Annotated in this window: 19 protein-coding genes; 10 read left to right on the forward strand and 9 right to left on the reverse strand. The window is 64.8% G+C overall.

Annotated features, from left to right (window positions below):
- Positions 1-26: 26 nt before the first annotated feature.
- Entirely contained in the window at positions 27-1949 is a 1923-nt protein-coding gene (locus MUB52_RS15405; RefSeq protein WP_263845128.1) for a YcaO-like family protein, read from the forward strand.
- Positions 1946-2737 (forward strand): SagB/ThcOx family dehydrogenase, encoded by a 792-nt coding sequence (locus tag MUB52_RS15410; protein ID WP_263845129.1) that lies wholly within the window; start codon positions 1946-1948, stop codon positions 2735-2737. Before MUB52_RS15405 ends, MUB52_RS15410 begins: the two co-directional genes overlap by 4 nt.
- Positions 2738-2808: 71 nt before the next feature.
- On the opposite strand, the gene MUB52_RS15415 is transcribed toward MUB52_RS15410, so the two are convergent.
- Positions 2809-3588 carry a universal stress protein gene (locus MUB52_RS15415; protein WP_263845130.1) on the reverse strand — a complete coding sequence of 260 codons (780 nt, stop codon included), beginning with the start codon at positions 3586-3588 and terminating at the stop codon, positions 2809-2811.
- Between the two features lie 358 nt (positions 3589-3946).
- On the opposite strand from MUB52_RS15415, the gene MUB52_RS15420 reads away from it, so the two are divergent.
- Entirely contained in the window at positions 3947-4873 is a 927-nt protein-coding gene (locus tag MUB52_RS15420; protein WP_263845131.1) for a hypothetical protein, read from the forward strand.
- 22 nt (positions 4874-4895) lie between these two features.
- Positions 4896-7673, forward strand: a complete 2778-nt coding sequence (locus MUB52_RS15425; protein ID WP_263845132.1) for a toll/interleukin-1 receptor domain-containing protein — start codon at positions 4896-4898, stop codon at positions 7671-7673.
- 128 nt (positions 7674-7801) lie between these two features.
- Here MUB52_RS15425 and MUB52_RS15430 read toward each other — a convergent pair whose 3' ends face one another.
- The 4 genes from MUB52_RS15430 to MUB52_RS15445 form a co-directional block, all read right to left on the reverse strand.
- Positions 7802-9085, reverse strand: a complete 1284-nt coding sequence (locus tag MUB52_RS15430; RefSeq protein ID WP_263845133.1) for a TRAP transporter large permease — start codon at positions 9083-9085, stop codon at positions 7802-7804.
- 9 nt (positions 9086-9094) lie between these two features.
- A complete protein-coding gene (locus MUB52_RS15435) occupies positions 9095-9631 on the reverse strand; it encodes a TRAP transporter small permease (protein ID WP_263845134.1) in 537 nt (178 codons plus the stop codon).
- Between the two features lie 66 nt (positions 9632-9697).
- Complete coding sequence (locus tag MUB52_RS15440; protein WP_263845135.1) at positions 9698-10681, reverse strand: TRAP transporter substrate-binding protein; 984 nt, start codon at positions 10679-10681, stop codon at positions 9698-9700.
- A gap of 56 nt (positions 10682-10737) precedes the next feature.
- The gene (locus MUB52_RS15445; protein ID WP_263845136.1) at positions 10738-11523 is read right to left on the reverse strand and encodes an SDR family NAD(P)-dependent oxidoreductase; all 786 of its coding nucleotides are present in this window, start codon (positions 11521-11523) and stop codon (positions 10738-10740) included.
- A 302-nt stretch (positions 11524-11825) separates the two neighbouring features.
- Here MUB52_RS15445 and MUB52_RS15450 point away from each other — a divergent pair, with 302 nt between their 5' ends.
- A complete protein-coding gene (locus MUB52_RS15450) occupies positions 11826-12506 on the forward strand; it encodes a GntR family transcriptional regulator (RefSeq protein WP_263845137.1) in 681 nt (226 codons plus the stop codon).
- A gap of 1 nt (position 12507) precedes the next feature.
- Positions 12508-12861: a cupin domain-containing protein gene (locus tag MUB52_RS15455; protein ID WP_404818234.1), complete on the forward strand. Its 354-nt coding sequence runs from the start codon at positions 12508-12510 to the stop codon at positions 12859-12861.
- 10 nt (positions 12862-12871) lie between these two features.
- On the opposite strand, the gene MUB52_RS15460 is transcribed toward MUB52_RS15455, so the two are convergent.
- A complete protein-coding gene (locus MUB52_RS15460; protein WP_263845139.1) occupies positions 12872-13339 on the reverse strand; it encodes a DinB family protein in 468 nt (155 codons plus the stop codon).
- Between the two features lie 307 nt (positions 13340-13646).
- Here MUB52_RS15460 and MUB52_RS15470 point away from each other — a divergent pair, with 307 nt between their 5' ends.
- Positions 13647-14033, forward strand: a complete 387-nt coding sequence (locus MUB52_RS15470) for a hypothetical protein (RefSeq protein ID WP_263845141.1) — start codon at positions 13647-13649, stop codon at positions 14031-14033.
- On the opposite strand, the gene MUB52_RS15475 is transcribed toward MUB52_RS15470, so the two are convergent.
- From MUB52_RS15475 to MUB52_RS15485, 3 genes are all read right to left on the reverse strand, one after another.
- Positions 13996-16608 carry a bifunctional diguanylate cyclase/phosphodiesterase gene (locus MUB52_RS15475; RefSeq protein ID WP_263845142.1) on the reverse strand — a complete coding sequence of 871 codons (2613 nt, stop codon included), beginning with the start codon at positions 16606-16608 and terminating at the stop codon, positions 13996-13998. The genes MUB52_RS15470 and MUB52_RS15475 overlap by 38 nt on opposite strands.
- A 605-nt stretch (positions 16609-17213) precedes the next feature.
- Positions 17214-18479, reverse strand: coding sequence for an Hsp70 family protein (locus tag MUB52_RS15480; protein ID WP_263845143.1), 1266 nt, complete (start codon positions 18477-18479; stop codon positions 17214-17216).
- A gap of 6 nt (positions 18480-18485) precedes the next feature.
- Positions 18486-19229 carry a GntR family transcriptional regulator gene (locus MUB52_RS15485; protein WP_263845144.1) on the reverse strand — a complete coding sequence of 248 codons (744 nt, stop codon included), beginning with the start codon at positions 19227-19229 and terminating at the stop codon, positions 18486-18488.
- A 292-nt stretch (positions 19230-19521) separates the two neighbouring features.
- On the opposite strand from MUB52_RS15485, the gene MUB52_RS15490 reads away from it, so the two are divergent.
- The 3 genes from MUB52_RS15490 (at position 19522) to MUB52_RS15500 (ending at position 25230) form a co-directional block, all read left to right on the forward strand.
- The gene (locus MUB52_RS15490; protein WP_263845145.1) at positions 19522-20163 is read left to right on the forward strand and encodes an ImuA family protein; all 642 of its coding nucleotides are present in this window, start codon (positions 19522-19524) and stop codon (positions 20161-20163) included.
- Positions 20132-21598, forward strand: a complete 1467-nt coding sequence (locus MUB52_RS15495) for a Y-family DNA polymerase (protein WP_263845146.1) — start codon at positions 20132-20134, stop codon at positions 21596-21598. Before MUB52_RS15490 ends, MUB52_RS15495 begins: the two co-directional genes overlap by 32 nt.
- Positions 21599-21930: 332 nt before the next feature.
- Entirely contained in the window at positions 21931-25230 is a 3300-nt protein-coding gene (locus MUB52_RS15500; RefSeq protein ID WP_263845147.1) for an error-prone DNA polymerase, read from the forward strand.
- Positions 25231-25242: the final 12 nt, after the last annotated feature.

Consider the following 25242-nt stretch of genomic DNA (forward strand, 5'->3'; position numbering starts at 1 on the left):
TTCCGAATTTCAGGACGGACCCTGCCATGAATGAACGACCGCACCTCTCGGCCCAGCCGCACAGCATGGCGCGCCCGCTGCTCCTTGTCGGCAAGGGGAAGTTCGCACAGCAGCTCTCTGTGGCCCTGAGAGCCCAAGGCGGCCGACACGAGGTGGTGGAGCAGTGCCCTGCGGACCTCTCGGCGTATGCGGGCCTGGTGACCGTCGATGATGTGGTTGATCGTCAGGCCGTCCTGGCTTCAGCCGAACGGGCCATGCGCCAGGAATGCCCGCTGCTGCCGTTTCTGCTGATGGGCGAGGTGGCGCAGATCGGCCCGCTCACCCGAAGTGGGCCTGCCGGGGCCTGCGTGCTTTGCGCGGACACCCGGATGGCGGTGCTGACAGGGCGCTCGGCCCTCGACGCGGCCTGGCCGATGACCGACGATCTCCGTCGCCACCTCGTTCCGCATACTGCCGCGCTGCTGGCAGATTGGTCCGCAGCGATGGAGCGCTTCACGAACCAACTGACCTTCGTCTGGAGCAACGGTGGGCAGAGCGCGCATCCCGTGTTGCGGACCGTGGCCTGCCCGCTTTGTGCCGAACAGGCCCCGGTCATGCCCTTCTGCGTGCCGCGCATCTTCCAGATCGATCCGAAGGCCGAACCGGATCAGGAGCGCATTCTGCGCCTCGAAGACCGGCTCGTGGATCCGATGACCGGGCCGATCAAATCGGTGGAGCAGCTCGAGCAGCCGCCGGGCGTGCCGTCGATCTGTCACACGGTGGCGACCTTGGCCGATCCCGGTTGGGCGCGCAGCGGCTTTGCCACGCTCGATTGCGGCGGCAATGAGCTCGAGCCCGCCCGGTCCCGCGCGGCGGCCCTGGGCGAAGCAATCGAACGGGCGACGGCGAGCGAGGTCTGGCCGGGTCATCTGACTGTCGGCTCGTGGGACGAGCTTGGCCCGCAGGCGCTGGACCCCCTCAGCTTCGATCTGTTTCTGCCTGCCGATCGGCAGCGCGCGGGCTTCCCCTATGCCGCCCCGAGCCGCGCAGAGCGGCGGCACTGGATCTGGGGCACGGATCTTACGCGCGCGCAGCCCGTGCTGGTGCCCGCATCGCAGGTGTTCGTCCCCTTCACGCCCCCCGCGGAGGAGGCCGTCACCGACTATCCGCTGCTCAGCGGATTTGCAGCCGGGGCCAGCCGCGAGAGCGCGCTGCTGTCGGCCTTGCTCGAAGTCGTGGAACGCGACAGTTTCATGATCGCCTGGGCCAATCGTCTGCGCCTACAACCGGTCGATCTGGAAGATGGCGGCGCTTTGGCGCATTTGCGCGGCATCTTCGAGGATGTCGGCGTGGAGGTCCGCGTCGGCCTGATCCAGCTGGATCTCGGGGCGCCCGTCGCGATTGCGATGGCGCGGTCCGACGTGGCCGGACACCCCGGCCTGGTCGTCGCCGCAGCGGCGGCGATGTCGCGCTGGTCGGCCTGCGAAAAGGCACTGACGGAGCTGACGGCAAACTGGCTCAACGTGCATCACACCCTGGCAGGTACGCCGCCGCCCACGGATGCGGAGCCTGCGCATATCCGGGACGAGACGGCGCACGGCCTGCTCTATGCACGTCCGGAGATGCGCGCCGAGGTCGACGTCTGGTGGCACAGCGACGCCGCCCCTCTGCGGCTGACCAAAGAGCTGCGCGCGGCGCACCCGCCAGGGCAGAGCTGCGCAGCCCTCATCCACACCATGGCCGCCGCCGGGCTTGGTCCGACGGTGGTCGATCTGACGATGCCTGCGATGGCCGAGCTGGGTCTCTTCACCGTCAAGTGCGTCGTCCCCGGGGCCTATCCGATGAACTTCGACGCGCTCTGGCCGCACCTGGGCGGTCGCCGCATGATCGAAACGCCCGTCCGGGTAGGATTGAGATCCGCACCAAGTCCGGAGGCGGCTCTGAACCGGGTGCCGCACCCGTTTCCATGACGACGTCCGCGCCCCCCCGCTTCGATGACGCGCCGCTTTCAGCGGTTGCCGATTTTCATCGCGCCAGCAGTCGGCACAGCTGGGATCGGGCTGACACGCCGTTTCGCCCGACCGCGCCCAGCACGCAGGCGCTGCCGCCAGCGGCCCTCCCGGATAATGCGCTCTCGGCCTGCATTGCTGGCCGGCTCTCCTGTCGCAGGTTCGATCAGGCCGCCGCCCTCCCGGCCGCGGCGCTGTCCAGCCTGCTTCACCTCTCATATGGCCATCTGGGCATGGTCGAGACGTTGCAGCAGACGCTGGAGACGCGACCGGTGCCATCGGCATCCGGTTTCTACCCGCTGGCGTTTCTGGTCTTCGCGCGAGCGGTTGAAAACCTGCCCGCCGCGATCTACCGCTATGATCCATCTGCCCAATCCCTGTCCGCCATCGCCGCACTGCCGGACGCGCCGACGATGATGCAGGTCTTCCTGCAACAACCCTGGGCTGCGCAGGCCCCGGCAATCGTCGTCATGACCGGACAGCCGCAAGCGGTTGTCGGACGCTACCACGCGCGGGGATACCGCTTTCTCCTTCTGGAGTGCGGGCATGTGGGGCAGAATCTCCTGCTTGGCGCTGCAGCACTTGGCCTCGCGGGCTGTCCCTTGGGCGGGTTCGAGGATTATCGGCTGTGCTGTGCCGCCGGCCTCGATGCCGAGCGGGAATGGCCGCTCTATGCCGTTGCCCTTGGCTCACCTGACCCGGCACATCTGTCGGACCTGCGGACGCCGCAGGTCTACGCTCAGCCATAGCCCGGCCGATCCGAGGAGCGAAGCACAGGACATCAGCCGCGTGCCGTCGACACCGGTGCAGCCCGATGGGTCTACTTCGCCAGCAGCAGATCGCAGGGCGGCTGTCGGATCAGACCGGAGGAGAAACCGCCCAAGATGTAACGGCCGGCGTTCGACCGCGTATAGGCGCCGATCACAAGCAGATCGTAGTCATCCTCGGCCATGATGTCGGTCAGCGCATCCCGCGCCTTCGCTTCGACAAAAACCGGGTCTGGCAGCCCGTCGGGCAATTCGGAAACCGCCTGCCACGTCTCATAGTCCCGCTCGGCCTCCTCGCGGAACGAGACCTCATGGGCGTGAAACAATGTCAGTTCGGCACCGGGTGCGACCATCTCGATCTTGTGCAGACCCGAGGCGCAGACCGAAGACAGATCGACACCGCCCAGAACCCGCGAATAGGGCCCGGTGACATCGCGCGCCACAAGCAATACGGGGCGAGCGCTTGCACGGATCAGGTGCTCCATCGTGGTTTCTTTTATGTGATCCAGAAACACCCTGCGCCGATGAAGCCCGACGATCAGAAGATCGGCCTCGATCTCCTCGGCGATCTGATGGATTTCCTCGACCGTGTCGCCGATCACGACCTTGATCTCATGCGCGATGCTGCGCGTGCCCGCATCCTCGGCCACCTCTTGCGCAAGCAGCCGTGTGGCATCGGTTTTGACCGAGCCCGACAGCGGTTCGGGCATCGCGGCATCGACCACATGCAGCACCGTCAGCCTGGCCCCGGTCCGTGCCGAAAGCTCAACGCCGCGCCGGACCGCCTGACGCGATCGGTCGGACAAGTCGCTCGCCACCAAGATGTTTTTCACCGGCTGATCTCCTCCCCTGATCCGCTGCATGTTACTCTTCATCCGATGTGGGGAATTCTTCCGCGCACACAAGAGGTTGTCGGCCAGGATCACCGGTGTTTTCCGAAAAAGCGGGGGTCGCCCCACGCCACATCGCCTGCGCTCACAGCGGCTTGAGCGCATCAGCAGGCGGATCATCGCACGGCAGAGCCGCTGCGGTCTGCGGCGCCTGCGCCGGCCACATCTGGCCAGCGGGCGCGCTGGGCGCCGGCACGGCTGCAAACTGGACAGCTCAGGCCCAATTTGCAAAGCTTTCCCGGCGGGCGCGGTGTCATCCGGTGAACCGCCAACTGTGATGACCGGGTGAAGGGGGACCACCATGGCTGCGCTGCCCAAGAGCGTTGAGCAAGACCCGAGGTTTCGGGAAATCAAGACGCGGCGCGCGCATGCGGCCGCCAAGGCGCGTGGGGCGCAGGCCGCGTATCGGCGCTGCATGAGCGCTTTTGTCCTCGCAACGGCACTGTCCGCGTTGCTCGGCGGTCTGTTGTTGCTGGGGTTCGAGGCCAGTGGCGAAAGGCTGGAAGAGGGCGGGGCGTCTGCCGGTCTCGTTGCACAGTTTCAGGATCTGGCCGCGGTCTACCGCACGCCGCTCGGGATCTTGCAGGCGCTGGCTCTCGGGGCCGCGGCGGTCTTTGCCTTTCTGCTCAACGAGAGCCGCTTTGCGGCAAAATGGATCGCCAATCGCACCAAAGCCGAGGCTGACCGCGGCGTGCTCTACCGCACCGCACTCGAAGTGGCGCATGGGCAGGGTCCGGAGGTGTTTGCCCATACCGGACGGTATGTCTACGAGGCCTTCGTCCAGGGCCAGATGTCTTACCTTCGCAAAGCGGCCGCGGATCATGAGAGCCGGTCGTCGCGCCTGGCGCTGGTTGGGGCACTGGTCCTCGGGCTTGGCGTGGTCGCCTCGTCGCTGGGGTCGCTTGGCAGCCCCTCGCTGGTCGTTATCGCGGCCTTCCTCGGGGTCATGTCTCCGGCCTTGCTGGCTGGCGTGAAGAGCTGGCGCGAGATGAGTTTTGATCGCGAGCGGTCCTCCCTGCATGAGACGACATTGCATCAGCTGAGCCCGCTCTCGGCCGACGCTGCGCGGCTGACGCAGGCGGCGGACGATGGCGATCTGACGGCAGCGCTCGAGTATGTGGACGAGGTGATCGCCGTTCTTACCGGCGATACGCAGGCGTTCGTCAACCTTGCCGCAAACGCGACCAAGGCGCCCGCGGTTCCCGCGGCGAACAGCGGCGCGGGCTGAGCGCAAGGTGAGCGAGCCAGGCATGGCAGCTGACGCGCCGCTTTCGGTCTTTCTGTCCTACGCGCGGCGCGACCGCGCCCAGGTGGACGCGCTTCTGGCCCATCTTGATCGCGGCGCTTTCGACGTGCTCATTGACGTAGAGGACATTCGACCCGGAGAGCCATGGCGCGCGCGTCTGATCGGGATGATCGACGCGGCGCATGTGGTCATCTTTGCGCTGACAGAGGCCAGCCTCGCCTCGCGTGTCTGCCTGTGGGAAATGGAACAGGCGCGGGTTCAGAAAAAGCGCATGATCATCGTGGTCATGGGCCAGCATGACCGCGCGCAAGTACCGACCTGGATGCGCGCGTTGAACTACGTCTCGATGCGCACCCAAGCGGAGCTGGCCGACAACATGGCGCGGCTTGCCGATGGCATCCGCGTGGCCCCGCATCTGTTGCGCTATCATACCCGGCTCCTCCAGCGCGCGCGGGCCTGGGACAGCGGGCCCGAGCTGGACGAGGAGTTACTGACCGGATCCGTCCTGAAAGAGGCGGAGCAATTCGTATTGCACCCACCGAAGGACGCGCCTGACGTCGGCGAACTGGTGCGCCGCTTCGTGATGGCCTCGGGCGAGCGGGAGCGCGCCGAGCAGGAGGCCGCGTTGAAGGCGGCAGAGGAACGCGCGGCGCGAGAGCGTCGCTTGCGGCTGGAGGCGGAGTCGCGGGCGCTCGCGGCGCGCAGTCAGATCCTCGCTGATCAGCGGCACGATCTAGCGGGGCTCGTGGCCGTGGCGGCCTGGACGCGATCGCCGACCCGCCTGGCCCGCATCGCGCTCTGCCAGCGCGCGATGAGCCATCCGCGGCTGATGCAGATGTTGGCGCCGGTCGGGTCCTATACGCATCCCGGCGCCAAGTATCAGCTGCGCGACGGCGCTGCCTTCTCGGCCGATGGCCGCTATCTCGCCCATGTGAACGGCATCGACCGGGACCGGCTGCGCATCTGGGCGCTTGGCGAGCAGGCGGAGCTTGTCGGCGAGACGCCCGCGGTCGATCCGGCAGTGTCCATCCTCGGCATCGGCTTTGTCGGGCCGGCCCAGCACCTAACGCTGCTCACCAATGAGGGCACGTTCCTGCGGGCGGAGAAGGCGCGCCCGGATGCGCCCTTGGTCGAGGTCTACCGGGGCGATCCTGGTCCGTCCTTGCGCGTCTTTGCGGCCAGCGCGGAGCATGACAAGATCTTCATCTGCTCTGGCGGGCAGATGCAGATCGTCGATTTCGCCAGCGGGACCCAGACCTACAATGCCATGTCACACTTCGACATGGTGGATCGCGCGTGGTGGCTGGCGGATGGCCGCGTGCTGATCACCGGCAAGCCCGCCTCAGAGGACCTGATGCAGAACCGCCAGCCGGTGAGTGCCGTGCTCGACCCCGCCTCCAACCGCTTTTTGCGGCAGGATCACGGTGCCGCAGCGCCCTTGGCGGGCCGGGATGGATACCTCAGGACCGTTGAGGGCGGCGCCGACGTGATGCGCCACGTGGGTCGTGATGACTACGCCCCGCAGCCCTGGTTCGGGAACAAAAACCAGCCGGAGTGCTTCGCTGTGCACAGCGACGATGATGAGATCGCCTTTGCCGACGAGAGTGACATCCGGATGCAAGGGGCGAGGCGGGACGCCTCGCCGCGATACGCGCCTGTGCATGCGCGTCCTGCTCCGCCGGCACATGGCTGGTATGTGGATTGCGTCCAGCCCGGACCGCGCAACTGCGCCATGGGCTATGTCTCGCTCGCCCCCGATGGCTCCGCCGCGCTTTGGTCGAAGCAGAGGCGCAACCCCTTGTGCGTGCATTTGGCGCCGCCCGATGAGACGCGGTTCAAGACCCCGCAGCCCTTCGTGCGCCAGATCGCATATCAGTCGGATATGTCGCGGCTTGCCCGTCTCAACGATGACGGGCAACTCGTGGTCTGGGACCGTGTGAAACGCGGGGGCAAGGCGATGAAGGCGCCTCCGGTTTCGGCGATCCATTTCGCGGGATCGGATCTTTTCGGGGCGCTGCAGGACGGGCGGGTTGCGCTTCTGAAGTCGGCGAGCCGTCCTTTGCCCGGGGTCGCCTTCGATCCGCGTGTCGCCCCGCGCGGCGCCGATGGCGGGCTGATCGGGCGCAGTCCCACGGGGGATTTTGCGATCTTCGATGCCGCGCGCGGCGCGCTCCGTCCGCTTGGGTCCTGGGCGGCGCTGGATCTGGCGGATGATGCCGATATCAGCAGCCTCGACTATTGCGCGGCAACCGGGCGGCTGGCGGTGCCGCGCGAGACCGGCCATGTCGACATCTTTGGCTCGGACACGGGGCGGTTCGAGCGGATCCGCACCCTTGAGACGGTGCTGGACATCGTTGATGTCAGCCTGACGCAGAACGGCAAGCGGTTGCTTCTGGCGGGGTGTGAGGCCTTCGAGGTCTGGGATGCGGAGAGTTTCGAGAAACTGGCGGACTACGGCAGCGGCAGTGGTATCGGTGCGGCCTGGCGCGCCACCATTGACCCCAGCGCCTACTTCATTGCCGCCAAAGGCGACTATGGCGGGACCTTCACGCTCTATGACGCCAAGGACGGGGCCCAGATCGCAACAGTGCCGCCGCTGGGCGAGGCGGATGCGGGCATTGGCATGATGTTTTCGCCCGATGGGTCGGAGCTGGCCGTCGACGATTCAGACGGCGGGCTCTTGCTGCTGGATTTCAAGCCAGAGAGCTGGGCGGCCCGTGTCAATCGCATGGCAGGGCGTGAACTCACCGAGGTTGAACGACGCACGATCCTCGAGATCTAGATCGTCTGGCCTTTCACGTGCGGCGGGTGGATCACCTATTGCGTTGATTTCATTGAAATCACGCAGCGATAGGGGATGCAGGTCCACGGCGAATTGCTTTGGCGGCGGGGCGCGATGGAGATGACACGCTAAGGGCTGAGCCATGTGGGCAGGGTCATCGAGACGGCCGGGATGAAGGTGATCATCATCAAGGCAGCGAAGATCGCCAGATAGAAGGGCCAGATCGTACGCACCGCAGTTTCCATTGGAAGTTTGCCCACGGCGCAGCCAACGAAGAGGCAGGATCCAACGGGCGGCGTACAAAGACCAAGGCCGAGGTTGACCATCAGGATCATCCCGAATTGCAGCGGATCGATCCCGAGGCTGACGGCCACGGGGAGGAAGATCGGCGTGCAGATCAGGATCAGCGCCGCCATGTCCATGATCATGCCAAGGATCAGCAAAACCGCGTTGATCATGAGCAGGATCAGGATCGGGTTGTCGGTAAGCCCGGTGAGCAGGGCGGCCGTCTTGTCCGGGACGCGGTAGAAGGTGAGCATATAGGCAAAGGCGCCGGCGCAGGCGATTAGGATCATCACCATCGCGGTCGTGCGCACCGATTGTGCCACCGCGACGCGGAAATTGGCCCATGTGATGCTGCGATAGACAAGAAGGGTGACGAGAAAGGCGTAGATTGCGCCAAAAGCCCCGGATTCGGTGACCGTGAACACGCCCGACAGAACGCCCCCGACGATGATTACAGCCGTAAAGAGGCCCGGAATGGCAGCCACGAAGCTCAGCAGCAGGCTGCTCCAGCCGGGAAAGACCTCGGCCCGATAGCCGCGCTTGACCGCAACCAGATAGGCCGCGACCGCAAGACACAGACACATCAGCAGGCCGGGCAGAACGCCCGCAAGAAAGAGCTTCGAGATCGAAATGCCGCCGCCTGCGGCGATGGCGAAGATGATCATGTTGTGGCTGGGCGGGATGATGATGCCCGCGATGGAGGAGGTGACGGTGACATTCACCGCGTAGTCTGCGTCGTAGCCCTTTTCCTTCATCACTGGGATCAGGATCGACCCGAGCGCCGAGATATCTGCAACGGCGGAGCCTGAAATCCCGCCGAAGAGCATCGAGGAGAAGACATTCACGATGCCCAAGCCCCCGCGTACGGCCCCAACGGCGGCGGAGGCGAAGCGCACGAGGCGGGCTGCGATGCCGCCGTGGAACATCAACTCGCCCGCGAAGATGAAGAAGGGGATCGCCATCAGCGAGAAGACGTTGATGCCCGAAATGATCCGCTGCACGCCGATCATCAGCGGCAGGCCTTCGAACCAGAAGGCCGCCATCGCCGAGATACCAAGCGCGAAGGCCACCGGAACGCCGATGATCACGCAAAGGGCGAACATGCCCAGAAGAACGAAGAGGCCCACTGCGTCGCCCTACACGATTGTATCGCGGCGCGGATCGCGGCCGGTGGCAAGACGCACCAGATGACCAAGTGTGAACAGCAGGATCAGCCCGCCGCCGATTGTGAGCGGCAGCGACCGCAGGCCCTCCGGCACCTGGATCAGCGGGATGGTCGATCCCCATTTGAAAAGCGTGAGCTTGGTCCCCTGCCAGAGCAGGAGCAGCCCGAAGCCGGCAAGCGAGAGGTCGGTTATCACAACGAAGAGCCTGCGCATCCAGCCGGGCGCGATGCTGCGGAAGGCGGTCACTGAAAGATGTGTGTTTTCATGAATGCCGACGGCCGCGCCAAGAAAGGCGATTGTCATCACCAGCAGAAGGGCGGCCTGCTCGACCCAGGTGGGCGTCGCGTTCAGGACGTAACGGCCGAAGACAAGCCAGCCGAAGATAATGGTCAGCGTCACCAGAGAGAGGCCAGTGATGAGCCGGCAGACCGCAGCGATCCGATCGAGCGCTGTATTCATCATCGACAGTGCGGCAGGGGCCGCGGTCGGGGTGTGCTGATCTGTCATGAGCGCCCTCCTGGCGGCGGGGACACGCCCGGGCCGGATGGCCGGGCGTGTCGGTGTCTGGGCCGTCTATTCGGTGGCCTGGATCATCTCGACCAGCGGGCGCAGGTCGGGATTGCTGGCCAGATAGGCCTCGTAGACCGGGGCCATGGCGGCCTGGAAAGGGCCCTTGTCGGCAATCTCGTTGACCACGACGCCACCCTCTTCGACCATCTTGCGGCTGGTCGCTTCACGGGCCGCCCAGAGCTCGCGCTGCAGCTCCGCTGATTCCACTGCCGCCTCTCTCACGGCGGCTTTCATCTCATCCGAAAGGCCGTTGTAGACGTCGGCGTTGATGCAGATGCATTCGGGAATGATCAGGTGTTGGCTGAGCGAGTAGAACCCCGCCACCTCGAAATGCCCGGTCGATTCGTAGGATGGCCAGTTGTTCTCCGCCCCGTCCACGACCCCTGTCTTCAGCGCCTGGTAGACTTCGGCGAAGGCCATGGGTGAGGGGTTGCCGCCCAGCTGGGAAATCATGCCGGAGTAAAGGTCATTGTTCATGACCCGCACCTTCATGCCCGCCACGTCTTCCGGCGTGTTGATCGGCTTTGCGCCATTGTAGAAGGAGCGCGCACCTGCATCGTACCACGCGAGCGGCACCAGACCCTTCGCCGTCATGCCCGCCGAAATCGCTTCACCGCCTTCACCGTCGAGCACACGGAACATGTGCGGCACGTCCTTGAAGATGAAGGGCAGTGAGACGACGTTGGCCTCGGCTGCAATTGGACCGATGGGGCCGAGGTTGAAATTGCCGATCTCCAGGCCGCCGAGGCGCACCTGTTCGATGGCATCCGGCTGGCTGCCGAGCGTGCCGCCGTGGAACATCTGCAACGAGATCTCGCCACCGGTCTTCTCGGCCAGCAGCTCGGCGAATTTGTCCATGGCAACGGTATTGGGGTAGCCGTCGGCATGGATATTCCATCCGCGCCAGTCAGCGGCGACCGCGGCGGTGCAGAGCATCGAAACCGCAGCCGCGGCCCCGAGCAAGGATGCTGATAACTTCTGGTACATGTTGGTTCCTCCCTTGGATACTGGGCCTGAGGCCGCAGAGTGTTGGCCGAAGCCGATTACGAAAAGACGAGCCCTCCGTTGATGTCGATGTTTGCGCCTGTGATGAAAGCAGCCTCGTCGGATGCGAGATAGGCCACCAGGTTCGCCACATCTTCGGAGCGGCCCTCGCGCTTCAGCGGCGTAATGCTGGCCACGTGCTTGCGCACGTCGTCCTTGGTGAAAATGTTGTGAAAATCGGTGTCGATCATGCCGGGACAGACGGAGTTCACGCGGATCTTTGGCCCCAGCTCCTTGGCAAGACCGCGTGTCATGGTCATCACCGCGCCCTTGGACGCACCATAGGCCACCGCGCCGGGCCCGCCGCCGTCGCGCCCGGCCTGGCTGGCCAGCCCGACGATGGCGCCTCCGTGGGACATGTGCGGCAGGACCGCTTTGACCATGCGCATGAAGGAGGTGGCGTTCAGATCCATCACGCGGTTCCAGTGGGCCACGTCCATCTCGGCGATCGTCTTGCGCGCCACAAGCCCGCCGGTGACATGCACGAGCACGTCGATCTCGCCCCCGAACCGCTCGACCGTCTCACGGACCAAGGCGGAGACGTCATCATCCGAGGTCATGTCGCCTTGTCGTGCGAGGGCCTTGCCACCTCCTTCGACGATTTCAGAGACGGCGCTTTGTGCGCCATCGGCAGAGCTGTTGTAGTTGATGGCAACAGCGGCGCCGGCGGCGGCCAAGCGCAGCGCACAGGCCCGCCCGATATCGCGGCCACCTCCCGTGACGATTGCAGTCTTTCCGTCGAGTGTCCGGGCGGGGGCAGCATATGTTATGTCTGGCTGGCTCATGTTCCCTCCTCCGCTGTCTTGGAGAGTGAAGGGACGTGCCGCGGTGAGGCCTGTGGCCTCGCGGCCCGGCGCTGTCTCGCGCGCGCCACCCCGATCATCTGGTCTGCCAGCCGCTGCGGCATCAACATCGCTTCCCCCCCCGTCGATGCGGTCCTGCGCCGGGATGTGATCGCACAGCGCAGGTTCTCTCTTGGCTAATTTAGTCGACTAGTATACTAGTATTGTCAAGGAGTATCTTCGGCTGCCGATCCTGTCGAGGATGTCAGCCCCCGGATGGCCGGGAGATGCAGTGAGGACAGGGCATGCAAGGGTTTTCGGACGTGTTGGAGCGGCGGACGACCACAGATCTGGTCTTCGATCAACTGCGCGACGAGATCGTGTCGCTGGAGCTGTTGCCGGGCGCAAAGGTTTCGGAGGCCGATGTCGCCCGGCGTTTTGGCGTGTCACGTCAGCCGGTGCGCGACGCGTTCAACCGGCTGGAGAGCCTCGATCTGCTGGTCATTCAGCCGCAGAAGGCCACGAAGGTCCGCGGCTTTTCGATGGAGCGGATCGATCACGCCCGCTTTGTGCGCCTGGCGGTCGAGCTTGAGGTGATCCGAAGCGCCTGCGCGATCTGGGACCCGTCGCGCGAGGCGGCGCTCCAGGAGAACCTGGATGAGCAGCAGGCCGTGATCGACGCCGGAAAGCCGGAGGCGTTTCATGCGCTCGACTACGCGTTCCACAAGCTGATCTGCGAGCTGGGTGGGCATCCTCTGGCCTTCGGTACGATCGAGGAATGCAAGCAGCGGATTGACCGGCTGTGCATGTTGAGCCTGGGGCGGGCGCGTGAAGCGGCGACCCTTCTCGAAGACCATAAAGAGATCGCGGCCGCGCTCAATCGACGGGATGCGGAGACCGCCGCGCAGGTTGCCCGGCGGCATCTCGCGCGGCTCGACGATACCATCGCCGAGGTACACCGGACCCATGCGGAGTTCTTCGATTGATATGGGCGCCCTGCGCGCCTCCACCCTGTCAGGAGTTACACCCGTGCCCGAAGAGTTTCCAATCGTTGCAACGGACCCCGGCGTAACCCGCCAGGTGCTGTCAGACCACCCCGAGTTGATGGTCGTCGCCTTTCGTTTCGAGACAGGGGCGGAAGGCCAGTTGCACGCGCATCCGCATGTGCAGTCCACTTATGTGCGGTCGGGCGAGTTTCGCTTCTCCATCGACGGTGACGAGCGGGTTGTCGGACCCGGCGACAGCCTTGTCATCCCCTCGAACGCGCGGCATGGCTGCGTGTGCCTCGCATCGGGGGAACTTATCGATTGTTTCACACCCCGCCGGGACGATTTCCTTTGACAAACTTGCCTCACGCAGAGGGCGTCTCGGCCAACCCGGGCCAGACGTTGCGGAGAAAGACGGTCAGATCGTTTGGCGCAAGGTCGATCCGATGCGGAAACGGCAAGGTGCTGACAAAGCCGCGGTGGTGGGTGGCGTGATTGACGAGATGCTGCAGGATATCCCAGCGCGTCATTGCGCGTGAGCCGCCGCCGATGAAATCAAAGCGGATGACTTGGGCCAGGTCCGCGGCGCTCCACTGTTCGGCAAGATCCACATAATGGGTGTTCATCGCGCGCAGGCGCTGCGCAACGTCGCGAAATGCAAGGGGTGCCGCGCGGGAGCGGGCCTGGTGCGGGTGCACCCGTCCCTCGAGAGGCGCACGGAAGATCTCTGCCACCACAAGGATGTGATCGAAGGTGCCCGAGATGCTGCCGAAGAGCGTATCGCATGGGGCCATCAGGACATCTTCTGCCAGCTGCTCCGCGTTCATCAGCATGACGTCATCCGCCTAGGCCATCTAGGCGACCATGCGGTGGAGGTGCGAAAGCTGGGGCATCTGGCAGATTCCTTGACTGTCTTCGGTGTGGTCTCATCAATTGCTCCGAGCGCGGTTTTAATTGCTCTCGGAGCAATGTCGTGAGCACGTCCTACGCCCGCATCGCCAACCGGATCGCAGCGCAGATCGCGACGGGTGAGCTGCCCGTTGGCACGCGGCTGCCACCACAGCGTGTTTTCGCGCATGAGATGGGCATCGCTGCGTCGACCGCCAGTCGCCTCTACGAACGTTGCGCAGGCGCGGTTTGGTGTCGGGCGAGGTTGGGCGCGGCACCTATGTGACCAATCGTTTTGCGCCGCTCGATCCGGCGCTTCAGGAGCCGTCGCGCGCCGGCATTGATCTCGAAATCATGTTTCGGCTCGGTGCCGGGGCCTGCGGCCAGATCGCGCGGTCGACGGCGCAGTTCTTCAAGTCGAACCTCGCCGAGGCGGCGCTCGCACCAGCCTCGGTCAAGCCCGGTGCTGCGGCGCCGATCTTCGCGCGGGTCATGGGGCGCGAGGCTTCGACCCCGTCGCCGGAGGCGCTTCTGCTCTCGGGCAACGGAAAGCAGGCGATCTCGGCCTGTCTGACCGCGCTGGCCCCACCGAAAGTTCCTGTCAACGGGTCTCGCGCCGCTTCTCGCGATGCGCCGTGAACGATGCCACCTGTCCGGAACGCATGCCACAGGCCGCTTGCGCAAATGTCCGAAGCTCTTCGAAGTCCATCGGCCGGGCAAAGTAGAAGCCCTGCAGGGTGTCGCAGCCGAGATCGGCCATGATCGCGGCATGTTCCGCCGTCTCGACGCCCTCGGCTGTGACGGAAATGCCAAGTGCCTTACCCATCTCGATCATGTTGCGCACCAGCGCCCGTGCTGTCGGATCGGTGTCGACCGGTTGCACCAGCATCCGGTCGAGTTTCATCACATGCGGATGCAGGTGTTTCAGGCCGATCACCGAGGCATGGCCCGAGCCGAAATCGTCAACCTCGATCTGAAAACCCTGGCGGCGCAGGCTGTCGATGCGATCGACGAAGTTGCCGTCCTGCTCTTCCACCAGTACGCTTTCGAGCACTTCGACGGCGATGCGCGTGTCGCCGATGTCGTAGGCCTCCGCGATGTCTTCGATCCGGGTGTTCGCGATCTGATGAACGTCCATGTTGAACGCAATCTTGGGGATGAAGAGATCCTCGGCATTCAGTTTACGCACCGCCTCGAGCCCGGAGCGAAAGATCTGACGGTCGATCTCCGGTGTCAGGCGGAGCTGGTTCGCAACGCGCAGGAACTGTGACGGAACGAGCAGGCCGCGTGTGGGGTGATGCCACCGGGCAAGGGCTTCGATCCCGACCAGCTCTTCGGTCCGGGCATCGAACTGGGGCTGGAAGAAGGGCTGAAACTCGCGCCCCTTCAGACCGATTTCGATCTCCGCCGAGAGCAGGCGCTTTTCGTTGACGATGCTGTGTAGTTGCGGCGTGTAGACGGTGGTGGTGTTCCGCCCAAGCTCCTTGGCCGTGTAGAGTGCGGAATCGGCGCTTTTCAGAAGGTCGGAGTTCTCGATCAGCCCGCCGATGGCAGAGGCGACACCGAAGCTGGCACCGACCCTGCAAATCTTGCCTTCGAAGTTCATCTCTTCACGGATCCGCGCCAGCAGCCGCTCCGAGAGCTGCGTGGCATCGGATGAGGCGCTGCCGCGGGCGAGCAGGATCACAAACTCATCACCGCCAACCCGTACCGCAACATCGCCGGGCCGGATCCCCATCCGCAGAATCGTTCCGACCTGCTGAAGAACGTAGTCCCCCGCGCTGTGCCCAAGGGTGTCGTTCACATTCTTGAAGTGATCGAGGTCGATCCGGATGAGTGTCCGGGGCGGATCGGCATTTGTCACCTCGGTCTCGAGGATATCGTCGAGAAAGCGGCGGTTCGGCAGCCCGGTGAGCGCATCCTGAAGCGATTGCCGCTCAGTGGCCGCTTTGGCCTCGGCGAGCTTGGCCTGCGCTTCCTTGGCGCTGGTGATATCGGTGGCAATGGCGGCAAACCGGCGCCCGGACTTCTTTGACGTATCAAGCGGCGAGATACCGAGGCTGATCCAATAGGTCGTCCCGTCCTTGCGGTAGTTCAGGATTTCGGCCTGAACCGGCCGGCCCGCTTCGAGCGCGCGTCTGATGACCTGCCGCGTTTGCGGATCGGTGTTGGGGCCGTGCAGAAGCTCTTTGGGTGTCTTTCCCACGGCCTCTTCTTGGGAATAGCCGGTCAGCTTGGTAAAGGCCTGGTTCACCCATTGGATGCGTTCACTCGAATCCGTGACGGAGATGCTTTCGCGCGCCAGCTCGGCGATCTGCGCCAGTTCGGCCAGCTCATCCTGCTGAATGGCAAGAACCCTTCGGGAGCGCTCCAACTCCTGGTGCGGGCGCACGATGGCGCGCATGCCGGACGCGGCCATGAGGCTGAAGGGCAGGATCAATGCCAGGAGCGCCACGCCGATCCCTGTCAATACCAGAGTGCGCCCAACTGTCTGGATTTCCTGGGCGTCGGTGTCGACGATGAGGTGGAAATCGGCCCCCGGCATGGGCGTCGATACGCTGGGGCCTGCACCGCCGTGCCACTCCTCCCAAAAACTGTTCTGGAACGTCGTCGCGATGATTGTCTGGGGCGCGTCTGCGCCTGCTCTCAACACATGGGTGAGATCGAGCCGGCGCTCGAAGGCCAGCAGCCCCTCGACCAGGCCGTGCGAAAGGATCGGGATGGTGATCAGGAACTGCGCCTCGTAGGTATTGCCCGTGGGGCGGTAGGAGATGCGCGGCGCAGCCGGCGCGCGGCCCTCCAGCATCGCGGCCATGCCTTCAAGCGCCTCGACCGGCAGGAACGGCGAGGAGCTGCCGTCTTGACGGGCGGCGAGGATGACCTGACCGCTTGTATCGATCAGCCGCACGTTGGTTGCATCCGGCAACCGCAGAAGAGCGCTTTGCGCCTGCCCCGGGCGACTGTCGGACCCCTTGAGGTAACTGATGATTTCCGTCGAGCGCGCAATGAACTCGCCATCGTTGAGCAGGTTGTCAAGGATGCTGGCGATAACACTGGCTTTCGTCTCGAGATGTGCGCGCTTGGCGTCCTGTTGCATCTGATGCAGGGCCGGCGCAGAGGCAAACCATATGGCCGCGGCAACAGACATGATCGAGAACATGTACCCGATCAGGGTCAGTTTCAGGAAGCGGCCGGTGAAGCTGATCTGCTGCATGCGGCAGGTCTCAACCGACAACGCACTGCGAGAGCGCTGGCACGAGACCCGTATTGTGGGGCTGGACAGAGTTTGGTCGACCGCGGTGTGGGGTGGGTTTGAGGGACAGGTGTGCCGTGACACCCTGATGTCCTGATAGCCGACTGCGGCGCGCTCTCTTGCTGCTGTCACGCTGTGACAGCCCGATGCGGTTCCCGCATCCATGGAGCGCGCCTCGCCTGTGCACCTGTACCCTCAAACTCCTGACCAACGACGTATAACGACTGACCTTCGGGCTAGCAGCCGGCGGTTAATGCGCTGTAAAGTGCGGATGCCGCGAGGCCGGCCAGGCGATGCGGCATTGGATGTGTCACTGGGCGTGCTTGCTCTCTGACCCTGTCGTGACCTCGACCGGGACGAACCTCGGAAAGCATGGCAGTAGCTGACGGATCGGCGTTTCTTCTCAGCATGTTAGCGGGGCTGTCATGCGGTGGAACGAAGAGGGCTGAGACCAGCCGTTGGCCGGGAAAGACCTCTCTGTCAGCGCTGGAAAAGCCCAACAAAAGCCCTCTCTGTTAAGTCAATTTGAGGTTATTTCTCTGGCGCAGCGGATGTGGGAGCGACACTTACGTGGCGGCCGCACGGTCCCGGGCGTGAGCGGCGTGCGCGAGGCCATCCACAACTGCGGTGAAGGCTTCGGCACGGGCAATCCGCGCCTGCGGGCACCGCAACGCGACAACATCCGAGACCAGAGACATCAGGCTCGAGCCCCCGACGAGCGTCACCTGATGCACGTCAGCGCCCTCGATGCCTGCACGGGTCAGGGTGGTGGCGACGGCCTCTGAGAGTTTGTGCTTGTGAACCGTTAGCGCCGCATCCACGGATGGGCGCGTTGCCGCGATGTCAAGACCTGTTTCGACGATCCTCAAGTCGATGACCGCTTCGCCTTCAGCGCCATTGACCGCGATCTTGCCCGCTTCCACGGCAAAGGCGATGTCGTGCCCCAGCTCCTGTTCAAGCACCTGTGCCAGCCGGCCCAGCCGATCGGGCTGTGTCGACAGGCGGAGCATGCGGGCCACCATCCGGCGCGTCTCTGGCGTGTAGAGGAAAGGGATCTTGGCCCAGGTGGCAAGATCGGCAAAGGGCGCGATGGGCACGGGAAGCAGCCCATCGCCCATCTCGCGGCGCAGCTGCGTGCCCAGGCCGAGGCAGGGCATGGCATGCGACATCGAGATCGCATGGTCGAAATCTGTACCCCCCAGCCGCAGCCCGTGGCTGGCGAGCACGACCGGGCCGGCTGCCGATTGTTGCACCACGGTGAAATCCGACGTCCCGCCGCCGATATCAACCACGAGCTCAATGTCAGCCTCTTTCCGGGCCTGCGCGGTTGTCAGGGCGGCCGCTTCGGGTTCGGCAAGAAAGGAAACCTCGGCAAAGCCGGCGGCGTGGTAGCTGGCGCGCAGATCGTCCTCGGCCTGCGCTTCCTTGTCATCGCTGACCGCATGGAAATGCACCGGCCGGCCGGAGAGAACATGCGTGAAACGCTGCCCCGTATGATCCTCGGCCGCGCGCCGCAGCCGTTCGAGGAAGGCTGCCGTGATCTCCAGCAGGCTCCGGCGACGGCCCGAGATCAGCCGCTGCTCGTGAAAGAGAGGCAACCCGAGCACGGATTTGAGCGCGCGCATGAAGCGGCCGTCCTCGCCTGCGATCAGCGCCTCTATCGCGGCGGTCCCGATCTGCATCGGGCCGTCCTCCGCTGGAAAGAAGACCGCCGTAGGCAGCGTGGGCTGCCCGTCCTCGATAGGGATGCGGTGCACGGCACCGGCATGCATCAGGGCTGCCGCCGAGTTTGACGTTCCAAAGTCGATGGCGAGTGTTTGTCCCTGGGGCATGTCCTGTCAGCTCCGTTGAAAGACCAGTTCCACACCGGTCAGCGGCCAGATCCCCTGGGTGAGTTCGATCCGCCGGCCGTTGCGGGCCGTATTGTACGCCTCAACTGCAATCAGCGGAGTGCTGGGTGACAGTTCCAGGGCCGCGGCAGTCTCGGCTGTGGCGAAGGCGCCGGAAATCCGGGTCTCGGTGCGCTGCCAGTCAGCCTGGCCATGCGCGGCAAAGACGTCCTGCACAGATTGGGCGGGAGCGTAGGCCGCGTCGAACCTGTCGAAAATGTCGGCTGGAAAGAATTTGTCGCTGAGGTAGATCGGAACCCCCTTGTGCAGCCGCAAGCGGGTCAGGTGCCAGACCTTGGCATCGGGGGCGATCTCGAGATGTTCTGCGGTCGCCGCATCGGGCGGTCCCTTGGCCAGCGACAGCGTCCGGGTCTCCATGGCGCGGGCGTCTGCGGTGCGCGCCGGGAGCTGCTGCCCGCTGTCGTCCACCTGCCAGCGGGTCAGCGGCTGGCGCACGTAGACCCCGGCGCCCTTGCGAGCTTGCAGATGCCCCTCCTGTTGCAGCCTGCGCAGAGCCCGGCGGAGGGTCACCCGGCTGACATCGAATGTTCGGGCCAGGGAGATTTCGCCGGGCAAGCGCTGTCCGGGGGACAACGCGCCGGTCTCGCAGGCGTGCAGCAACCGGTCGTAGATCTGCAACCAGATCGGACGGGTGCGCCGGGGCGCGTAGGCGCCTTGGGCAATAGGATGCAAGGACGCGTCGGGAGGGGGCGCGGTAATGGCAGCAGGCCCAATGCTTCGAAACGAGTGAGGATGAAGATATCAAAATCTGTATGTACAGATTTGATGAAAATGAAAACCCGCGGATGCCCAAGGTGGAGCGCAATCGGGTGGCGCACGTCGATGTCGGGACGGGGAGGTTGCCATGAAGAGCGCGATATCGGTGGAAAAGCCGCGCCGAATCGAGTAGAACATAAAAAGAACATTTACGAAGGTCATTATGTGACGCATGTCCGCCCCTCTTTCCATAAAACGCCTTCAGGGGATGAAACGGCAGGCCGAGATACAGCAGGTCGCATTGTCGGAGGTGTTTTCCCAAACCGTGACCGATGCGGGCGCAATCGGCTTTGTTCTCTCGCGGCTGCCCAAGACGTCCGCCCCCATCCTCTGGGTGCAGGACCGTCTCTCCTGCAAGGAAGCCGGGCAGCCTTACCTGCCCGGGCTGGGGGTGCATCCGCCGGTCATCTGGGTCAATGTCGGCCGTCCCGCCGATGTGCTCTGGTCGATGGAGGAAGGGCTGCGGTGCACTGCGCTCTCGGCCGTGATCGGCGAGGTCTGGGGCGCCCCGCCCGCGCTCGACTTCACGGCAACCAAGCGGCTGGCGCTGCGGGCCGAGGCGGCGGGTGTCGCCTGCTGGCTGATCCGGCGCGCAGCCGCGCCTGGGCTCAGTGCTGCGCGGGAGCGCTGGCGCGTCGCCTCGCTGCCCTCCGCGGCACATCCGCACGATCCGCAGGCGCCGGGCGCGCCCTGTTGGCAGGCGGAGCTTTTCAAATCCCGCAGCAGAAAGCCCGGATCCTGGGCTGTCACCCATGACCGCGCGTCGGATCGTATCGATATCCTTCCCCCAGTTCGCGATGGAGCGCTGGCAGAAGGCAATGGCGCGCATCGGCAACGCGCCCAGCGATGATCTGCCCGTGGCCCTCGTGGCCGAAGGCCCGCACGGGCAGGTGATCCATGCCACCAACCGTGCGGCGCGTCTGGCCGGCATCGCCATTGGCGCGCGTGTGGTCGACATGCGTGCGGTCTGCCCGACGCTGCAGGTGGAGTACGCCGATCTCGCCGGGGATGCCCGCGCGCTTGGTCGCCTGGCGCTCTGGGCGCGGCGCTGGTGCCCCTGGACGGTGGTGGATGGGGCCGATGGGCTCATTCTGGACACCACGGGCAGCGATCACCTGTTGGGGGGCGAGGCCGCAATGCTGGTAGAGATGGAGACGCGCCTGTCGTTGCTGGGGCTGACCGCGCGGCTCGCTGTCGCCCCCACATGGGGGGCCGCCTGGGCGCTTGCGCGGTATGGGCCGGTGCGCGCAATCTGCACTGAAGAGACGCGCGCGGCGGATTTGCACCCTTTGCCTGTTGCTGCGCTTCGGCTGGAGGCGGAGACTGTCTTGCTGCTGGGTCGCTTGGGATTGAAGACCATCGGGCAACTGTCTGAAGTCCCAAGACTTTCTCTGACGCGCCGGTTCGCCCGCAGCACGCTGGAGGCGAACCCGCTTCTGCGGCTCGATCAGGCCATGGGGCGTCTTGCCGAGCCGGTGGCCAGCCAGGAGGCGCGCCCCAGGATCATCGCGCAGGCGAAACTGCCCGAGCCCATCATGGACCCGACGGCCTATCTGCCGCAGCTCGGCGAAGAGGTCTGTGCGCAGCTGGAGCGGGAGGGCGCGGGCTGTCGTCGCCTCACGCTTGTGGTCTACCGCACGGATGGCGAGATCAGCCGGCTTAAGGTGGCCACGGCGGCCCCGAGCCGCGCGCCCGCCCATCTTTGCCGTCTCTTCGATGACCGGCTGGAGCGTCTGGACCCGGGCTTCGGCTTCGATCTGATCACGCTCGAAGCCGGGATGATCGAGCCGGTTAAGACAGTGCAAGCGCAGCTGGGTGGGGGGAGCGACGGAGGGGTACCGCTCTCGCATCTGATCGACCGCCTGACCGCGCGGCTTGGCCCGCGGGCCGTCAAGACCCCGGTGCTGAAGGAAAGCCATATGCCGGAGCGGGCCGCGCAGTGGGCTCCTGCGATGGCAGGAGCAGGGGCAGATCCGCTGACGCCGGCACAAGAACGCCCTCTCCGCCTGCTGGATCCGCCCGAGGAGATTCGCGTGCTCTATGCGGTGCCCGAAGGGCCACCCGCGCAATTCATCTGGCGGCGCCAGACCCACCGGGTGGTGCGCTATGCCGGGCCGGAACGCATCGCGCCGGAATGGTGGTCCGACCGGCCCGGCACGCGCCTGCGCGACTACTTCCGGATCGAGGATCAGGCGGGCTGCCGCTATTGGCTCTACCGCGAAGGGCTGCATGAGGATGGGCGCGGGGGAGACCCGCGGTGGTTTGTGCACGGGTGTTTTGCATGAGTGGGAGGGCAACGTGCTGAGGGTATCGCCCGACCTGGAGGGCGTTCGTAACACCAAAGCTGCTCTGGTCATCTCCAAGAAAGCCAGCGCCCTGCTATTTGCTTACGTTGAAATCGCTCTCGTTTTGCCAAAGGCAAACCTCGGGTTTGATGGGGAGGTCGGGCGATGCCCGGCCTATGGGCCGGGCGGGGCTTGTAAGCAGGGACTGTGCTCCATCTGCGAATGGGGAGTATCTGGCGATGCTATAGGGTACCCTCCGCGCATTCTGTGTCACTGGAGCGACTGCAAGACGGCCTTCGCCCCAGGGTTGGGCGTGGCCTTGGTGTGTCACTATGCCTGAGATGGACAACCAGCGCCCCCGGCGCACGCTGGAGGAAGAGTTCACGCCGAACCCGCGTTCGGAGTTCGTCGAACTGGGGGTCACCACATGCTTTTCTTTCCTGCGTGGCGCCTCCGATGCGGTGGATCTGGCGCGCATGGCCAACCGGCTTGGGTATGACGCACTGGGGGTGGCGGATCTCAACACCATGGCCGGGGTGGTCCGTCTCCATGCAGAGGCGCACAAGGCCAAGCTGCGACCGGTGATCGGCTGTCGGCTGCAGCTTGTCACGGGTGAGGAATTCCTCGCCTACCCGCGCAACCGGGCCGCCTATGGCACCCTCTGCGAGCTGCTGTCGAAGGGCAAGATGCACGACTCGCAGGGCGAGTGGCAGGCCAAGGGGCAATGCGACATCACGCGCGCCGATCTGGCGGCCCAGTCCGAGGATGTGCACCTCATCGCTCTGCCGGGTCCCAATTTGGACCGCTTTGCCGCAGAGCTCCGGTTGCTGGCCCGTATGCTGCCCAGCCTGCGCCACATCGCGGCGAGCTATCTCTACCGCGGAGACGATCGGGCGCGCATCAACCGGCTGGACCAGCTGGCCCGGGCACATGGTCTGCGCCTTCTCGCAACCAACGACGTGCATTACCACGCGCCCGAGCGGCGCCCGCTGCAGGACGTGATGACCTGCATCCTGCACAAGACGACGATCCAGAAGGCCGGGTTTCTGCTGAATGCGAATGCCGAGCGGCACCTGAAATCGACTGATGAGATGAAACGGCTTTTCGCCGAGTGGCCGGATGCCATCGCCGCCACGCGTGAGGTCGCGGATGCCTGCACCTTCGACCTAAGGGATCTGAGCTATGAATACCCGCGCGAAACGGTGCCCGAGGGCCGCTCCCCGCAAGAGTATCTTGAAGAGCTGACATGGCAGGGCGCGGCACAGCGTTATCCCGAAGGCGTGCCGCAGAAAACGCGGGCCGTGCTGGAAAAGGAACTCGCCCTGATCGGCAAGCTGGAGATTGCCAAATATTTCCTGACGATCCAGCAGGTTGTGAACTATGCCCGGTACGAGTGCAAACCACCCATTCTCTGCCAGGGCCGGGGGTCTGCGGCCAACTCTGCCGTCTGTTACGTGCTGGGAATCACCGCCGTGGACCCCGCCACCAATGACCTCCTGTTCGAACGCTTCATCAGCGAAGAGCGCAAGGAGCCGCCCGACATCGACGTGGATTTCGAACACGAGCGGCGCGAGGAGGTGATCCAGCACATCTACGACACCTACGGGCGCGATCGCGCCGGGCTCTGCGCCACGGTGATCCACTACCGCCCGCGCATGGCGGTGCGCGAGGTGGGCAAGGTCATGGGGCTCTCCGAGGACATCACATCGGCGCTGGCCAAGACGATCTGGGGCAGCTGGGGCCGCGAAGTGGGGGCCGCTGAAGCGGCAGAGGCGGGGCTTGATCTGAAGGACCCGCTGATGGCGCGCACGATAAAGCTCGCGGATCAGATGATCGGCATGCCGCGGCATCTCTCCCAGCATGTGGGCGGATTCATCCTGACGGAAACCCCGCTGACCCGCACCGTGCCCATCGGCAATGGCGCGATGGCCGACCGCAGCTTCATCGAATGGGACAAGGACGATATCGACGAGCTTGGGATTCTCAAAGTCGATGTGCTGGCGCTGGGGATGCTGACCTGTATCCGCAAATCCTTCGACATGATCGCGGCGCAGTACGGGCGCACGCTCAGCCTCGCGAACATCGAACAGGAAGATCCAGCGGTCTACGATATGCTCTGCAAGGGTGACAGCATCGGCGTCTTCCAGGTCGAAAGCCGGGCGCAGATGAACATGCTGCCGCGCCTGAAGCCACGCACCTTCTACGATCTGGTGATCCAGGTCGCCATCGTGCGGCCCGGCCCGATCCAGGGGGATATGGTGCACCCCTACCTGCGCCGCCGCAGCGGCAAGGAGAAGGAGGACTACCCCTCTCCCGGGCCAGAGCACGACCCGGATGAGCTCTATCATATCCTCAGCCGCACCAAGGGTGTGCCGATCTTCCAAGAACAGGCGATGAAGATCGCCATGGTGGCCGCCGAATTCAGCGCCGCCGAGGCCAATGAGCTGCGAAAAGCGATGGCCACCTTCCGCTCCAAGGGCACCATCGGCGCGCTGGAGGAGAAGATGGTCAGCCGCATGATCAACCGCGGCTATGACCCGGAATTCGCCGCACGCTGTTTCAACCAGATCAAGGGGTTCGGGGATTACGGCTTTCCCGAAAGCCATGCCGCGAGCTTCGCGCATCTGGTCTATGTTTCGAGCTGGATCAAGCATTACTACCCGGATGTCTTCTGCGCCGCCTTGCTCAACTCGCAGCCCATGGGGTTCTATGCGCCGGCGCAGATCGTGCGGGATGCGCGGGAACACGGGGTCGAGGTGCGCGCGCCGGATGTGAATTACAGCAACTGGGACAGCACTCTGGAGCCCTTAGGGCCCAACCGCTTTGCCGTGCGTCTGGGGCTGCGGCAAGTGGATGGGATGGGCCAGGAGGTGGCCGAGCGGATGATGGCCGCGCGCGATACGCCCTTCGCTGATCTTGAGGATCTGAAAAAGCGCGCCCGCGTGGATGCGGGGACGTTGCGCAAGCTGGCAGCGGCGGATGCTTTCCGTTCCATGGGGCTCGACCGGCGCCAGGCGCTCTGGGACACGCGCGCGCTCAGGGACGCGCCCGATCTGCCGCTCTTCTCCGAGACCCGCGACGAAGGGCCGGAGACCCGGTTCATCCTGCCGCAAATGCCTGTCTGCGAACATGTGGTGGCCGATTACCAGACCCTGCGTCTGTCCCTGAAGGCGCATCCGATGTCCTTCCTGCGCAAGAGCATGACGCGGCAGGGGTATACCCCCACCGCCGATCTGACGCGGATGCGCAACGGTCAGCCGGTCTCGCTCGCCGGGATCGTGCTGATCCGCCAGCGCCCGGGCAGCGCCAAGGGGGTCTGTTTCATCACGCTGGAGGATGAGACGGGCGTGGCCAATCTGGTGGTCTGGCCCAAGGTGATGGTGGCGTTTCGCAAGGTGATCATGCAGGCGCGGCTGATGGAGGTGCGCGGGGTCGTGCAGCGGGACGAGGATGTGATCCACGTCGTCGCGCATCAGCTGTCGGACCGGACCGATGCCCTGGTCAGACTGTCGAAGGACCCGTTCTCGGTTCCGCTTGCGCGCGCGGATGAGGTGGTGCGGCCTGTCTCCGCCCATGCGCAGCGCCACCCGCGCGACGTGCGGATCATTCCCAAATCACGAGATTTTCACTAACCCGTTGTTGTC

The sequence above is a fragment of the Roseobacter sinensis genome (assembly GCF_025755255.1).
GTDB classification, from domain to species: domain Bacteria; phylum Pseudomonadota; class Alphaproteobacteria; order Rhodobacterales; family Rhodobacteraceae; genus Roseobacter; species Roseobacter sinensis.

Excerpts from the sequence above, each read along its gene's own strand:
- MUB52_RS15405 (WP_263845128.1), top strand. The coding sequence starts at position 27 with ATGAATGAACGACCGCACCTCTCGGCCCAGCCGCACAGCATGGCGCGC.
- MUB52_RS15410 (WP_263845129.1), top strand. The coding sequence starts at position 1,946 with ATGACGACGTCCGCGCCCCCCCGCTTCGATGACGCGCCGCTTTCAGCG.
- MUB52_RS15420 (WP_263845131.1), top strand. The coding sequence starts at position 3,947 with ATGGCTGCGCTGCCCAAGAGCGTTGAGCAAGACCCGAGGTTTCGGGAA.
- MUB52_RS15425 (WP_263845132.1), top strand. The coding sequence starts at position 4,896 with ATGGCAGCTGACGCGCCGCTTTCGGTCTTTCTGTCCTACGCGCGGCGC.
- MUB52_RS15435 (WP_263845134.1), bottom strand. The coding sequence starts at position 9,631 with ATGACAGATCAGCACACCCCGACCGCGGCCCCTGCCGCACTGTCGATG.
- MUB52_RS15440 (WP_263845135.1), bottom strand. The coding sequence starts at position 10,681 with ATGTACCAGAAGTTATCAGCATCCTTGCTCGGGGCCGCGGCTGCGGTT.
- MUB52_RS15445 (WP_263845136.1), bottom strand. The coding sequence starts at position 11,523 with ATGAGCCAGCCAGACATAACATATGCTGCCCCCGCCCGGACACTCGAC.
- MUB52_RS15450 (WP_263845137.1), top strand. The coding sequence starts at position 11,826 with ATGCAAGGGTTTTCGGACGTGTTGGAGCGGCGGACGACCACAGATCTG.
- MUB52_RS15455 (WP_404818234.1), top strand. The coding sequence starts at position 12,508 with ATGGGCGCCCTGCGCGCCTCCACCCTGTCAGGAGTTACACCCGTGCCC.
- MUB52_RS15460 (WP_263845139.1), bottom strand. The coding sequence starts at position 13,339 with ATGCTGATGAACGCGGAGCAGCTGGCAGAAGATGTCCTGATGGCCCCA.
- MUB52_RS15475 (WP_263845142.1), bottom strand. The coding sequence starts at position 16,608 with ATGCAGCAGATCAGCTTCACCGGCCGCTTCCTGAAACTGACCCTGATC.
- MUB52_RS15480 (WP_263845143.1), bottom strand. The coding sequence starts at position 18,479 with ATGCCCCAGGGACAAACACTCGCCATCGACTTTGGAACGTCAAACTCG.
- MUB52_RS15490 (WP_263845145.1), top strand. The coding sequence starts at position 19,522 with ATGAAACGGCAGGCCGAGATACAGCAGGTCGCATTGTCGGAGGTGTTT.
- MUB52_RS15495 (WP_263845146.1), top strand. The coding sequence starts at position 20,132 with ATGGCGCGCATCGGCAACGCGCCCAGCGATGATCTGCCCGTGGCCCTC.
- MUB52_RS15500 (WP_263845147.1), top strand. The coding sequence starts at position 21,931 with ATGCCTGAGATGGACAACCAGCGCCCCCGGCGCACGCTGGAGGAAGAG.